Annotated in this window: 11 protein-coding genes; all 11 read left to right on the forward strand. The window is 40.4% G+C overall.

The window, feature by feature from the left end; genetic code table 11:
* Positions 1-47: 47 nt before the first annotated feature.
* The 11 genes from pth to ftsH all read left to right on the forward strand — a co-directional run bounded on the left by pth (position 48) and on the right by ftsH (position 13455).
* The gene (gene pth / locus FGL90_RS07005) at positions 48-605 is read left to right on the forward strand and encodes an aminoacyl-tRNA hydrolase (protein WP_010620754.1); all 558 of its coding nucleotides are present in this window, start codon (positions 48-50) and stop codon (positions 603-605) included.
* A gap of 20 nt (positions 606-625) precedes the next feature.
* The gene (mfd, locus tag FGL90_RS07010; RefSeq protein WP_147657510.1) at positions 626-4150 is read left to right on the forward strand and encodes a transcription-repair coupling factor; all 3525 of its coding nucleotides are present in this window, start codon (positions 626-628) and stop codon (positions 4148-4150) included.
* Between the two features lie 7 nt (positions 4151-4157).
* A complete protein-coding gene (locus FGL90_RS07015) occupies positions 4158-5738 on the forward strand; it encodes a putative polysaccharide biosynthesis protein (protein ID WP_147657512.1) in 1581 nt (526 codons plus the stop codon).
* Between the two features lie 10 nt (positions 5739-5748).
* On the forward strand, positions 5749-6021 hold the full coding sequence (locus FGL90_RS07020) for an RNA-binding S4 domain-containing protein (RefSeq protein ID WP_010620751.1): 273 nt from the start codon (positions 5749-5751) through the stop codon (positions 6019-6021).
* Positions 6022-6171: 150 nt separating this feature from the next.
* Entirely contained in the window at positions 6172-7833 is a 1662-nt protein-coding gene (locus FGL90_RS07025; RefSeq protein WP_187240409.1) for an IS1182 family transposase, read from the forward strand.
* On the forward strand, positions 7817-8131 hold the full coding sequence (locus FGL90_RS07030; protein ID WP_187240410.1) for a transposase: 315 nt from the start codon (positions 7817-7819) through the stop codon (positions 8129-8131). Before FGL90_RS07025 ends, FGL90_RS07030 begins: the two co-directional genes overlap by 17 nt.
* 114 nt (positions 8132-8245) lie before the next feature.
* Complete coding sequence (locus FGL90_RS07035; protein ID WP_010620750.1) at positions 8246-8647, forward strand: FtsB family cell division protein; 402 nt, start codon at positions 8246-8248, stop codon at positions 8645-8647.
* 84 nt (positions 8648-8731) lie between these two features.
* Positions 8732-9259, forward strand: coding sequence for a S1 domain-containing RNA-binding protein (locus FGL90_RS07040; protein ID WP_147657518.1), 528 nt, complete (start codon positions 8732-8734; stop codon positions 9257-9259).
* A gap of 50 nt (positions 9260-9309) precedes the next feature.
* Complete coding sequence (tilS, locus tag FGL90_RS07045) at positions 9310-10686, forward strand: tRNA lysidine(34) synthetase TilS (RefSeq protein ID WP_010620748.1); 1377 nt, start codon at positions 9310-9312, stop codon at positions 10684-10686.
* Positions 10679-11221 (forward strand): hypoxanthine phosphoribosyltransferase, encoded by a 543-nt coding sequence (hpt, locus tag FGL90_RS07050; protein WP_010620747.1) that lies wholly within the window; start codon positions 10679-10681, stop codon positions 11219-11221. The genes tilS and hpt overlap by 8 nt, the downstream gene beginning before the upstream one ends.
* A gap of 107 nt (positions 11222-11328) precedes the next feature.
* On the forward strand, positions 11329-13455 hold the full coding sequence (ftsH, locus tag FGL90_RS07055) for an ATP-dependent zinc metalloprotease FtsH (RefSeq protein WP_010620746.1): 2127 nt from the start codon (positions 11329-11331) through the stop codon (positions 13453-13455).
* Positions 13456-13478: the final 23 nt, after the last annotated feature.

The raw sequence follows: 13478 nt of genomic DNA on the forward strand, positions 1-13478 counted from the left end.
TCGGCCGTTTTTGCATGGCTAAATATGAGAAGGTAGGCACTTACTAAATGAAAATGATTATTGGATTGGGGAATATTGGTCCTCAATATAAAAAAACACGTCATAATACAGGGTTTATGGTGGTTGATTCTTTTGCCGAAAAGAACAATCTGACTTTTACAACTAGAAAAATGGAAGCCAAGTTAGCTTCTGGATTTATTAATGGTGAAAAAGTGTTATTAGTTAAGCCGACGACCTTCATGAACGAGTCGGGAAGGGCAGTTAGACCGTTAATGGATTTTTACAAATTAACGCCCGAGGATATTATTGTTGTTCATGATGACATGGATCTCCCACTTGGGAAAATCCGGTTACGGCAAAAAGGATCTGCCGGAGGACATAATGGTATTCGGAGTTTAATTTCGCACGTTGGTACAGAGAATTTTAAACGCATTCGAGTTGGCGTTGAGCATCCAGCAAAATCAACGGTGGTCGATTATGTTCTTGGCAAATTTACCAAGGAGCAACAGCCCCTATTTGACGAAGGCAAGGATGAGGCGATTGGGGCACTTGAGGACTGGATTTCTGGAAAATCATTTAGTGACCTAATGAATGCCTATAACTAGGAAAGAACGGGAGAAATAGATTGAACATTGAAGAGTTGATGATTGAGACCCCCGAATATCAACAAATTCGTTCTCAAATAAAACCGAACACCCGACAACTCATAACTGGCATTTCGGGATCTGCGCGAACGTTGTTTATTAAGTCAATGTTGGCTGACTTATCAAAACCAATTTTATTGGTAACTGATACACTTTTTCATGCTGACCAATTGGTGGATGATTTGAGCAACGTTTTGGCGGACGACCAATTATTTGAATTTCCTGTTGAAGAGATGCTGGCAGCTGAGGTTGCAACCAGTTCTCCCGACTATCGGGCACAACGGATAAATGCATTAAAGGCACTGATCGATGGGAAACCAATCGTTGTCGTCGTTGCAGTTTCGGGAGTTAAACGGTATTTACCTAATTTAACGGATTTTAAATCTAATATTTTAACGATTAAAGTCGGCGAAGAATATGATTTGGAAGTGTTGCAAAAGAGTTTAAATCAAATGGGCTACCTGCACCAAAAACTGGTGGATGCGCCTGGAGACTTTGCTGTTCGAGGCTCAATCGTTGATGTTTATCCCCTCAATGCGGAGAATCCAATTCGAATTGACTTCTTTGATACTGAAGTCGATTCAATGCGCCAATTTGATTCAACAAATCAACGCAGTATTGAAAACGTTGACGAAGTGACACTTTTGCCCGCAACGGATTTGTTGATACCAAACGAGAAGCGTCCGATAGCAGCCCAGAAGTTGCAAGCTGCTTTGGATAAAGCACTGAAAGATAAAACAAATGATGAGCAAAAGGATCAACTAGAAAAATATATTAGTCCATTAATTGATGAGGTTAACAATGGGAGTACAGATCCCGAGCTTCTTATATTTGCGGACTACCTTTTTGATGGACGAACCTCAGTTATTGATTATCTTTCAAACGAGGGTGTCGTGCTTTTTGATGACTACACCCGTTTGGTGGAAGCTGATCAACAATTAGAGGAAGATGAAGCAAGTTGGGTCACTGATAAACTTAAGAGTCAGCAGGTCTTTATCAATCAGCAATTTGAAATTCCTTTAAAGGATGCACTAAAAACTGACGAGCACGCCAAAATTTTCATGGCGCTTTTTCAGAAGGGAATGGGAAACCTTCGCTTTGATCAATTAACGGCCTGGCAGACGCGGGCAATGCAACGATTCTTTGGTCAAATGCCCCTGCTGAAAGCCGAGTTGGACCGTTGGCATAAGCTGAAACAAACGGTTGTGATCATGGTTAAAGATGAAGCACGTTTAAACAAAGTTGCGGCAACTTTACAAGACTTTAAGATGCAAGCAACGCTGACCGGGAGCAACAATTTGCAAAAAGGGGCCGTCCAACTCATTACGGATCAATTACAAACCGGTTTTGAATTACCAAGTGCCGGATTAGTGGTTATTACAGAATCTGAAATGTTTAAAAAGGTGACCAAGCATCGAAGACGACGTCAAACGCTTGCGAATGCGGAAAGACTTAAGAGTTATACGGATTTGAAGCCGGGTGATTACGTTGTTCACGTTAATCATGGGATTGGCCGATTTGAAGGGATGCAAACACTCGAAGTTGACGGTGTTCATCAGGATTATATGACAATTGATTACCAAAAAAATGCCAAAATCTTTATTCCCGTTACGCAGTTAAATTTGATTCAAAAATTCGTTTCATCAGAAGATAAAAAACCACGAGTCAACAAGCTCGGTGGTTCAGAATGGGCCAAAACTAAGAGTAAGGTCGCCTCAAAGATTGAAGACATTGCGGATGATTTAGTAGAATTGTATGCCAAACGAGAAGCGGAAAAAGGATTTGCCTTTCCACGAGACGATGCCTATCAAGAACAATTTGATAACGATTTCCCATATTCAGAGACACCGGACCAGTTGCGGAGTATTGAGGAAATAAAGCACGACATGGAACGAGTAAGACCAATGGATCGCTTATTGGTTGGGGATGTGGGTTACGGAAAAACGGAGGTTGCCTTACGAGCTGCTTTTAAAGCAATTGAGGCCGGCAAGCAAGTTGCCTTTCTTGTTCCAACGACGATTCTAGCCCAACAACACTTTGATACAATGACGAACCGGTTTGAAGGATACCCAATTACGATTGGCATTCTTTCTCGTTTTCAAACAACGAAGGAAGTCAATCAAACCATTAAGGGGTTAGAAGATGGCACTGTGGATGTCGTCGTGGGTACCCATCGACTCTTATCCAAAGACGTTAAGTTTAAGGATTTAGGCCTCCTTTTAGTGGATGAAGAACAGCGCTTTGGCGTTAAACACAAAGAACGAATCAAGGAGATTCGGTCAGATGTGGATGTTCTGACGCTAACGGCAACACCAATTCCTAGGACTTTGCACATGTCGATGCTGGGCGTAAGAGATTTATCCGTTATTGAGACGCCACCAGCTAACCGTTTCCCCATTCAAACCTATGTTATGGAGCAAAATGCGGGGGCCCTTCAAGATGGTATCCATCGAGAAATGCAGCGCGGGGGTCAAGTCTTCTATTTGCATAACCGAGTGAGTGATATTGAGAAAACTGTTAGTCAAATAAAAGCACTGGTTCCGGATGCAGAAGTGGCCTTCATTCATGGAAAAATGACCGAGGCTCAGTTAGAGGGCGTGCTTTATGATTTTGTCCGTGGTGAATACGATGTGCTTGTGACAACCACCATCATCGAAACCGGGATAGATATGCCAAACGTTAACACGTTATTTGTTGAAAATGCTGATCATATGGGACTGGCACAGTTATACCAATTACGAGGCCGAATTGGTCGAAGTAACCGGGTTGCATACGCCTACTTTATGTATCAACAAAATAAGGTGTTAACAGAAGTGAGTGAAAAACGCCTCGAAGCAATTAAAGATTTTACTGAGTTAGGCTCAGGATTTAAGATTGCCATGCGAGATTTATCAATTCGTGGCGCCGGAAACCTGCTAGGTAAGCAGCAACACGGCTTTATTGATTCAATTGGATATGATTTATATTCTCAAATGTTAGCTGATGCGGTAGCTAAAAAGCAGGGTAAGGCGAAGAAGGCCCGCTCAGACGCGACTTTGGAGCTTGGAATCGAAGCCTATCTGCCATCAACTTATATTGAAGATGAGCAACAAAAGATTGAAATGTACAAACGAATTCGTCAAGTTACTGATGATGAAGAGTATTACGAAATCGAAGATGACCTAATTGATCGATTTGGAGAATATCCGATGCCCGTGGCTAACTTGTTGAAGATTAGTCATCTTAAAATGCAGGCGGATGAGGCCCTCATTGAGAAGATTCGTCATCTTAACGATGGGTTGATTGTCACCCTGTCGCTTAAGGGGAGTCGACTGATTAGTGGCGAGGATATTTTTAAGGCGTTATCCAATACGAAATTAAAAGCAACGGTTGGCTTATCAAACGAAAAAATGATTGTTAAGCTTATCATTCAACCCAAGATGACTGAGGCAGATTGGTTAGCGCAGTTGATTGACTTTACAGTTGGATTAAGGAAATTAGTTTTGACTAATTCAGAAAGTAAGTAGGAATCTTATGAGTTCGAAGCAAGTAAACGGCTTAATGAAGGGCGCAGCGATTCTTTCTGCAACGACATTAATCGTTAAAATTCTGAGTGCGGTTTACCGAATTCCGTTCCAAAATATGGTGGGCGACGTTGGCTTTTATGTGTTCCAACAGGTCTATCCAATTTATGGACTTGCAGTGACATTGGCATTGAGTGGCTTACCAATTTTCATTTCAAGGGTTGTCGCTGAACAGTCTTCGAGTGAAGCACAAATTGGCACCATTAAACGGTTATTCAGAATTCTATTAATGGGATCAATCATTATTTTTGGAACACTAGAAATAGGTGCTCCCGGAATGGCAAATGCAATGGGGGATGAGCGGTTAGCACCCATTATTCGGATTACGTCTTGGCTGTTTTTGCTAGTTCCGTTTTTGGCAACTAGCAGAGGCTACTATCAGGGACGCCTTGAAATGCGGCCGACAGCTAATTCTCAATTAGTTGAACAAGTGGTGCGAGTTAGTCTAATTTTGATAGGGGCGTACGTTGCAACTAGTCAAAACTGGTCCGTTTACAAAATGGGATCGGTCGTCATGTTAAGTGCACCATTGGCTGGTTTAGCTGCAGCGCTTCTCCTTTGGAAAAAATTCTGGCCGGTCATGTTGAACCGAACGAGTCCTGAAATTGGTATTCCAACGAGACAACTACTTAAGCGACTGTTGACGGAGGGCATCGTCCTGACGTTGATTGCGGCAATGCTCGTTTTATTTCAGTTAGTTGATTCGTTTACCATCATTAGAGCGCTTCAATCTCATGGGTTAAATAGGGAAGCAGCTAAATCGGTCAAGGGAATTTATGACCGTGCTCAACCGCTTGTTCAATTAGGAATGGTATTTTCGGTTGCCCTTTCGACTGCGTTACTTCCAGGACTGGTGTCAGCAATTAAAGGTAAAAGAATGGTTGAATTTCAACGACTGAGCCACCTTTTTCAAAAATTGAGTTTTGCGTTATCTACGACGATTACGGTGGTGATGATTGCTGTATTGCCCGAAATGAATCGCTTTTTGTTCAGTGATTCTAAATTAAACGTGACCATTAGTTTTTATCTGCTTAATATTTGGTTGGCGTCCATGATTTTGATGCGAAACAGTCTGCTACAGAGTATGAATAAAAACCGAATAACCACTATTTCACTTATTGTTGGTATAACTGTTAAACTACTATTGAATAGTGTTGCGGTTGGATATTTTGGAATTCTAGGTGCTAGTTTGGTTACAAACCTTGGACTTGTCGTGGTCCTATTCCTAATGTCACTTGATCTTGTTGCGAAATTTTTTAACTTTTCGGCAAGTGGTATCAGGTTTCTAGGCAAACTATTGGTGAGCAATTTAGGAATGCTCGTGATGATTTTTCTTGTTAAAATGGTTGCTCATCACCTATGTGGGGATGTTTCATTTTCACGATTACAAGCACTCGGTGTCCTTGTATTGGGTGTCGGATTAGGAAGTGTTACATTTGGACTTGTGATTTATAAAAGTCGATTGCTAACGCTGAAGGAACTGATGTCAATTCCGTACGTGTCAAATTGGATTAAAAAAAGAAGAAATTAGGTGAATCATTGTGAGATTAGATAAATTTCTAAAAGTTTCTAGAATTATTAAGCGACGGACAGTTGCTAAAGAGATCGCCGATAAGGGCCGAATTTTGATTAATGAAAAAGTTGCCAAGTCGTCATCTGACGTTGCACCAAATGATAAATTAGTTATTAAGTTTGGAAACAAAACCTTAGAGATTCAAGTCCTTCAGTTGCTCGAAACAACGAAGAAAGACGATGCTGAAAAAATGTACAAAATTATTAGCGAAAGCTATGAGCATAACTATCGAAACGAATAGTTGGAAAGTGGCTGGGACAAAAGTCCTAATCTAAAATAAAAGAACCAGGAATTCGAATTTGAATTCCTGGTTCTTTCATTTTATGTAGGCACGGTGTGCCCAAATCTGTTAATCTTAAATCACCACAAAATAAGAAAGTTGGTGCCCACCGTGTATAAACATTATAACAATAACCAAACCATATTAACATTTCCAATTGAATTTAAAATTAATCCCAATCATATTGTCGTTTCAATTAGTGATTTTGTAGATAGTATTCCCACTGAAATTCTGTATCCGGATGCTGACAAGTTTGGGCGACCAAAATATTCGCCAGCGATGATGATGAAACTCCTATTATTTGCTTATATGCGTCATACGTTTTCTGGCCGTGCTATCCAAGAAATGGCAGAGGAAAACCTACCAATGAAGTGGTTAATTGGTAATCCGGACGAAGTCCCAAGTTATCGGAGCATTAATCGCTTTCGAATTTCACAAGTAGCAAAAGGGATTATCAAAAAAATGTTTCTTCAATTTCATGAACAATTAAGTGCATATGGTTTAGTAGATGACGAATCGTTATTTATTGATGGCACAAAGATTGTCGCAGATGCCAATAAATACTCCTTTGTTTGGCGAAAAAGCGTCGAACGAAATGATGCCAAGTTAGAGGAAAAAGCTAGCGCCTTATTTGATGACATGATTCAAGAAAAGGTTAATCTAGCAACTGATGCCGAAGGCACTTTAGCGAAGTTAGATCATGCAGAACGTGAATTAGAACATGATATTGATGACCTCGATCAGAAAATTAGTGCAGAAAAAGTCATTAAAGGTGGCTCGCCATCAAAGCAACGACGAAGAAAACTAAAACATTTTAAGCATATTATTACTTCGGATTTAAAGCCTCGGAAGCAAAAATATGAAGATTATCTTGAAATTCTGGGAAACCGAAACAGTTTTTCTAAGACTGATCATGATGCAACCTTTATGCGAATGAAGGAAGATCCAATGCAAAATGGTCAATTAAAACCAGGATATAACTTACAGATTGGTACTCAAAATCAATTTGTCCTATTTTATGATTTGAATCAACGGCCAGCTGACCAAAGAACGCTAGTCCCATTTTTGAATCAAGTCCAACAAAGAAAGGCCACGTTCCGTTACGTAGTAGCGGATGCAGGTTATGGTAGTGAACCAAATTATGACTTTGTTTTAAAGGATTTTAAAGCGACGCCACTTATTCCCTATACAATGTATTTAAAAGAACAATCCAAGAAGTATAAAAATGATGCCAATAAGGTTATGAATTGGACCTATGATAACGCAACTGACAGTTTCACTGATCAGCATCATATTCAATTCTCCTTTAAACAAGTCTATAACAGGACTGATAAGTATGGGTTTCAGCGGACCATTCGAAAATATGAAGCCAATCAATACGATGATCCCGAAGGTTATCACTATTCGATTACGGAAAGGGGTAACCAACGGTCAATCCAAATAAATCCGCATTGGGAAATGGAAAAAAGATTAATTAGAGTTAAGCTTTCAAGTAAGACAGGTGCTTCAATTTACGCAAAGCGTAAAATTGAAGTTGAGCCAGTTTTTGGTAACTTGAAGGCTAATTTGGCGTTCAAACGCTTATCAGTCAGAGGGTTAGAAAAAGCCAAAAATGAATTGGGGATCATTTTAATGGCCGGAAACTTAAAGAAGATGATGAAAATCATCCTTTCAAGTCGTCAGCAGAGTCAAAAAAGTAGTTGGAAAAACTTAGTGAATAAGTTTTTCCAACTACTTTTTTATTCAGAGGTCAGTTTTGTCCCAGCCACTTGAGCCAGTTTTTGGTAACTTGAAGGCTAATTTGGCGTTCAAACGCTTATCAGTCAGAGGGTTAGAAAAAGCCAAAAATGAATTGGGGATCATTTTAATGGCCGGAAACTTAAAGAAGATGATGAAAATCATCCTTTCAAGTCGTCAGCAGAGTCAAAAAAGTAGTTGGAAAAACTTAGTGAATAAGTTTTTCCAACTACTTTTTTATTCAGAGGTCAGTTTTGTCCCAGCCACTTTTTTGTTTGGTTATCACGCCGTTGAAGCGGTTGGAAGCGAACTGCCTTTTATGTCAGGCTCATAAATCAAATCAATGAATCTAAAATTGTTTGATAATATTCATTAAAGGGGAATGGACAGTCTATTTGATAGTTGTTATACTTTACTCGTATTGATGGGATTGTAGGGAGGACTCGCGATGGCTGATCGACAAAAAGTAAAACATCTAGAAAATGACTATACGAAGCAAATTAACAATGCCAGCCAATCGGCTCGTGGTGATGGCGGCCATATGAGTAAATTGCGCAAAAAGCGTGCAATGATTATTTTGGGGATTTTTTTAGTCTTTGTGGCCGTGTTTAGTGCGCAAATTATTTACTCAAAGGTCAATTTACATTCAGTTCAGACCCAGGTTGTCACCTCGAAGAAGCAGCTAGCGAAGCAAAAGAAGGACAATTCAAAGCTGACAGAAGAAGTTAAACTCTTACATAATAATGATTACATGCAAAAATTAATTCGAGCAAAGTATTTTTACACTAAGCCGGGAGAAACCGTGTATAGCTTCCCGAGTGATAAGGCAACTGATGTGACTGCAAAGTAACGTTTAGTCGTGACTTGTCATTGGTGTTTAGTGAAATTGTGCTATACTTATCTATATACATTTTCAAGGAGGAAAATCTTTTTTATGGCAATTGAGGTTGGAGCGAAAGTTTCTGGAAAAGTATCAGGAATTACGAACTTTGGAGCGTTTGTGGATTTGGGCGAGCACAAAACTGGGCTTGTCCATATTAGTGAAGTTTCAGATGGATTTGTAAAAGATATTCATGATGTTTTATCTGTTGGTGATGAGGTCACCGTTAAAGTTTTAACAATCGGTGATGATGGTAAAATTGGCCTTTCTATTCGAAAAGCTGAAGATAAGCCAGCAGAAGCTACCCATGCAAGAGGCAAGGCTACGAGTAATTTTCATAATAATCACGGCACTAGCAATCATACTAGTACCAGCAATCATAGTAATACTACTCATAATAGCAATGGTAGAAGCTTTCACGGTAGTTCCAACAATCATGAAGCTAGCCAACATTCAGGTGGACAAGGCGGAAGTTTTGATGACTTGATGTCTGGTTTTCTTAAAGATAGTGAAGATCGGTTAGCAACCTTAAAACGAAATACTGAAGGCAAGCGCGGTGGCCGTGGCGGTCGTCGTAGTTAATAAATTAACCGTGGATGAAAATCCACGGTTTTCTTTTTTGGAGCAATTAAATGAACTTAATGGAAAAATTTAAAAAGAATATTGTCGGAAACCATCAATTTAAGTCAAAATCAACCGTTATAGTGGCAGTTTCGACAGGTGTTGATTCCATGGTACTGTTAGATTTGTTGCAACATATTTCTCCTAGGCAAAAGCCTAGGATTGTGGTTGCTCACGTTAATCATCAGCTTCGGGATGAGAGTGAACGGGAAGCGGCGTTTCTTGAGCAGTATTGTCATGAACGTGGTATTAGCTTCCATTTGGCAGTGTGGCCTAAAAAGGATCACCCCCAAACTGGAATTGAGGCGGCCGCGCGTACGTTTAGATACCATTTTTTTAGTCAAATTATTTCAGAGGAAAACGCGGACGCCTTGATGACGGCGCACCATGCGGATGACCAGGCCGAAACGGTCTTGATGAAGTTAATTAGGGGCGGCAGTCTCAATCAATTAATTGGGATTAAGCCATCGCAGCCATTTGAAAAAGTTGTGTTAATAAGACCACTATTGTCATTTTCGAAGAATGAAATTAAGGATTACGCGGTTGATCATCAGCTAACCTGGTTTGAGGATTCAACGAATCAGAGCAATGACGTGCTTCGAAATCGAATACGTCATGAAATTGTGCCTCAATTAAAAAATGAAAATAACCAATTTTTGGCGCATGTTGCAAGCTTCTCAAAGCAGTTAACGAATCAAAAGTTTGTGATTGATCAATGGGCGCAGTCTTTACTCCACCTAAAAGCGGCAGATGACCAAATGGATCTTACCTCTTTTATGGAACTGGAAGAGGCGAGTCAACGTGTTTTCTTACGCTGGTATTTGGAACGTACTGTGGAGAGTATCAATGATGAAGTGATAGAAGAATGCATGAAGTTGCTCCATAACAAACGAAAACCGCAAGCAACCCTTAATCTAGCTAATAAGTATCGATTTATTAAATCTTATAATGGATTTTCTTTAAAAATAGTTACTAAATCAACAGAAAAGCCAAGATTAGATAAAAAAATTATGCTAGTATTAACTCACTGGGTGAACCTAGATGATTCACACAAGCTTGGTATTTTTCCGATTGATTCGAATCCACAGGTAGAAGTGTTGGCAGAAATGCGATTGTCACTCTCAAAAAGTGACATGCCTCTGGCTGTTAGAACAGTTGAACTTGGCGATTCATTAGTCATTAAAGGCGGTGGACACCAGTTAATTCGACGGATTCAAATTGACCAAAAGGTACCCGATTCTGAACGGCACAATGACTTAGTTGTGACGACTAGTCAACGCGAGGTATTGTGGCTTATCAATCGAAAAAAAGCTTGGCGAAACAAGGATCATCCGGGTTTACTAAATTACAAGTTGATTATTACTAGAATTGGAGGACGTAATGGATAACGACATTGAAAGAGTACTCTATAGTGAAGAAACCATTAAAGAAGCTTGTCAGCGACTAGGACACCAAATGGCACATGACTATCAAGACAAAAATCCGATAATCGTTGGGGTTTTAAAGGGAGCCGTTCTGTTTATGACAGATGTTATTCGAGAAATGGACATTCTTGCAGAACTAGATTTTATCGACGTCTCGAGCTATAACGGTGGAACTGCATCTTCGGGTGAAGTTAAATTAGTTCATGATTTAAGTATCGACGTGGCAGATCGCGACATTATCCTAGTTGAGGATATTATTGATACTGGTAGAACACTCAAATTTATGCAGGACCTGTTGAAAGAGCGACACGCTCATTCAATTAAGGTTTGCACCTTGCTCGATAAACCATCTGGCCGAGTCGTTGAAGCTAAAGCAGATTATGTTGGATTTATTGTCCCTAACGAGTTTGTTGTTGGCTATGGTTTGGATTATGGCGATCAGTATCGAAATTTGCCTTACGTTGGGGTTTTAAAGCCCGAAATTTACGAGAATAAATAATTAGTCAAAAATAGTCAGATGTGGTAGACTTTATCTTATTAAAAGGGGCTTCGGCCTAAATTCTGTCCCTGTTTAAAGCAATAGGGACGCGATTGAGGAGGCACTAAATGAATAACAAAAAAAATGGGCTTTTTAGGAATAGTCTATTTTACATTGTGGTCTTCTTGTTGGTTATGGGTGTTATTTATTTCTTCCAGGGAAATAACTCAAGCTCACAGACTCAAGATATCCAAACAAGTGAGTTTATTCAAAAGCTTAATAGCAACAAAATAAAGCGTTTTTCGGTACAGCCATCTGGTGGGGTTTATAAGATCAGCGGAACTTACCGAACTGCACAGAAAGCCAAGCCTTCGACTGGATTTACTATTGGTAACACGAACAGTAGTACCAAGGTCACAAAGTTCACGACTTCTGTGCTTCAGAACAACTCAACCGTTTCTGAAATTACGAAGGCAGCCAATTCGCATAACGTTAAAATGAACACGAAAGCCGAAGAATCTAGCGGTTTCTGGGTCAACATTTTAGTTTATGTATTGCCATTAGTAATCTTCATCTTCTTCTTCTATATGATGATGGGCCAAGCTGGCCAAGGTGGCGGTAATGGTCGAGTGATGAACTTTGGTAAGTCCAAGGCTAAGCCAGCGGATAGTAAAGAAAACAAAGTTCGCTTCTCTGATGTTGCTGGTGAAGAGGAAGAAAAACAAGAACTTGTTGAAGTTGTTGAATTCTTGAAGGATCCGAGGAAGTTCAATGCACTTGGGGCTCGAATACCATCAGGTGTCCTTCTAGAGGGACCTCCTGGTACAGGTAAAACCTTACTTGCTAAGGCTGTTGCTGGTGAAGCAGCGGTACCATTCTACTCAATTTCTGGTTCTGATTTTGTCGAAATGTTCGTTGGTGTTGGGGCAAGCCGTGTTCGTGACTTGTTTGATCAAGCTAAAAAGAACTCTCCTTCAATTATCTTTATCGATGAAATTGATGCTGTTGGTCGTCAACGTGGCGCCGGAATGGGCGGTGGACATGATGAACGTGAACAAACTTTGAACCAATTATTGGTTGAAATGGATGGGTTCACGGGTAACGAAGGTGTTATCGTCATGGCTGCTACTAACCGTTCAGATGTCCTTGATCCTGCATTATTACGTCCTGGTCGTTTTGACCGAAAGATTCTTGTTGGCCGACCTGATGTAAAGGGCCGTGAAGCTATTCTACGAGTCCATGCCAAGAACAAGCCATTGGCTGGTGACGTTGATTTGAAAGAGATTTCAAAGCAAACACCAGGATTTGTCGGAGCTGATTTGGAAAACCTTTTGAATGAAGCTGCGTTATTGGCTGCTCGTCGCAATAAGACGGCAATCGACGCCTCTGACCTAGACGAAGCAGAAGATCGTGTGATTGCAGGACCTGCTAAACGTGATCGTGTAATTAGCAAACAAGAACGAAATACGGTCGCATACCATGAAGCTGGTCATACTATTGTAGGACTTGTCCTCAATGATGCCCGAGTGGTTCATAAAGTTACGATTGTTCCTCGTGGACGTGCTGGCGGATACGCAATCATGTTGCCACGCGAAGACCAGATGCTCTTAAGTAAAAAAGATGCAATGGAGCAAATTGCTGGTTTAATGGGTGGTCGGACTGCTGAAGAGATTATCTTTAATTCAGAATCTTCTGGTGCATCCAATGACTTTGAGCAAGCAACTCAACTTGCTCGAGCAATGGTCACCCAGTATGGTATGAGTGACAAGTTGGGAACTGTTCAGCTTGAAAGTTCCGGCGGTCAACCATTTGCAGGTGCTGCCTATGGACAAGGCCCCGCTTACTCACAAGATACTGCTGCCACAATTGATTCTGAAGTTCGCCGCATTATCAATGAAGGACATGAAGAAGCAAAAGAAATCATTGATGCTCATCGTGAACAACACAAGATTATTGCGGAAGCTTTGCTTAAATACGAAACACTTGATGAAAAGCAAATTCTCAGCCTGTTTAAGACTGGTAAGATGCCAGAACAAGACGCACAGAGTGAATTTCCTAGTGAAAAAGCTGCTACCTTTGAAGAATCAAAGAAGGAGCTTGAACGTCGGGAAGCTGAGCGTCAGCAACAACTTGAAGAAAAGGCAAATTCTGATGCTACTGAACCAGAAGATGTTGATTCCGATAGCTCAGATTCAACTCAAAGCGACAACAGCTCAGATGAGAATCAGTCGTCTGATAAACCAGATGATGAATAAAGAGAAAGTCGCAAGTAATTCTT

Source organism: Secundilactobacillus malefermentans (assembly GCF_008033155.1).
GTDB classification, from domain to species: domain Bacteria; phylum Bacillota; class Bacilli; order Lactobacillales; family Lactobacillaceae; genus Secundilactobacillus; species Secundilactobacillus malefermentans.

Coding starts and splice junctions, on each gene's coding strand:
- pth (WP_010620754.1), top strand. CDS start 48: ATGAAAATGATTATTGGATTGGGGAATATTGGTCCTCAATATAAAAAA.
- FGL90_RS07015 (WP_147657512.1), top strand. CDS start 4,158: ATGAGTTCGAAGCAAGTAAACGGCTTAATGAAGGGCGCAGCGATTCTT.
- FGL90_RS07035 (WP_010620750.1), top strand. CDS start 8,246: ATGGCTGATCGACAAAAAGTAAAACATCTAGAAAATGACTATACGAAG.
- FGL90_RS07040 (WP_147657518.1), top strand. CDS start 8,732: ATGGCAATTGAGGTTGGAGCGAAAGTTTCTGGAAAAGTATCAGGAATT.
- tilS (WP_010620748.1), top strand. CDS start 9,310: ATGAACTTAATGGAAAAATTTAAAAAGAATATTGTCGGAAACCATCAA.
- hpt (WP_010620747.1), top strand. CDS start 10,679: ATGGATAACGACATTGAAAGAGTACTCTATAGTGAAGAAACCATTAAA.
- ftsH (WP_010620746.1), top strand. CDS start 11,329: ATGAATAACAAAAAAAATGGGCTTTTTAGGAATAGTCTATTTTACATT.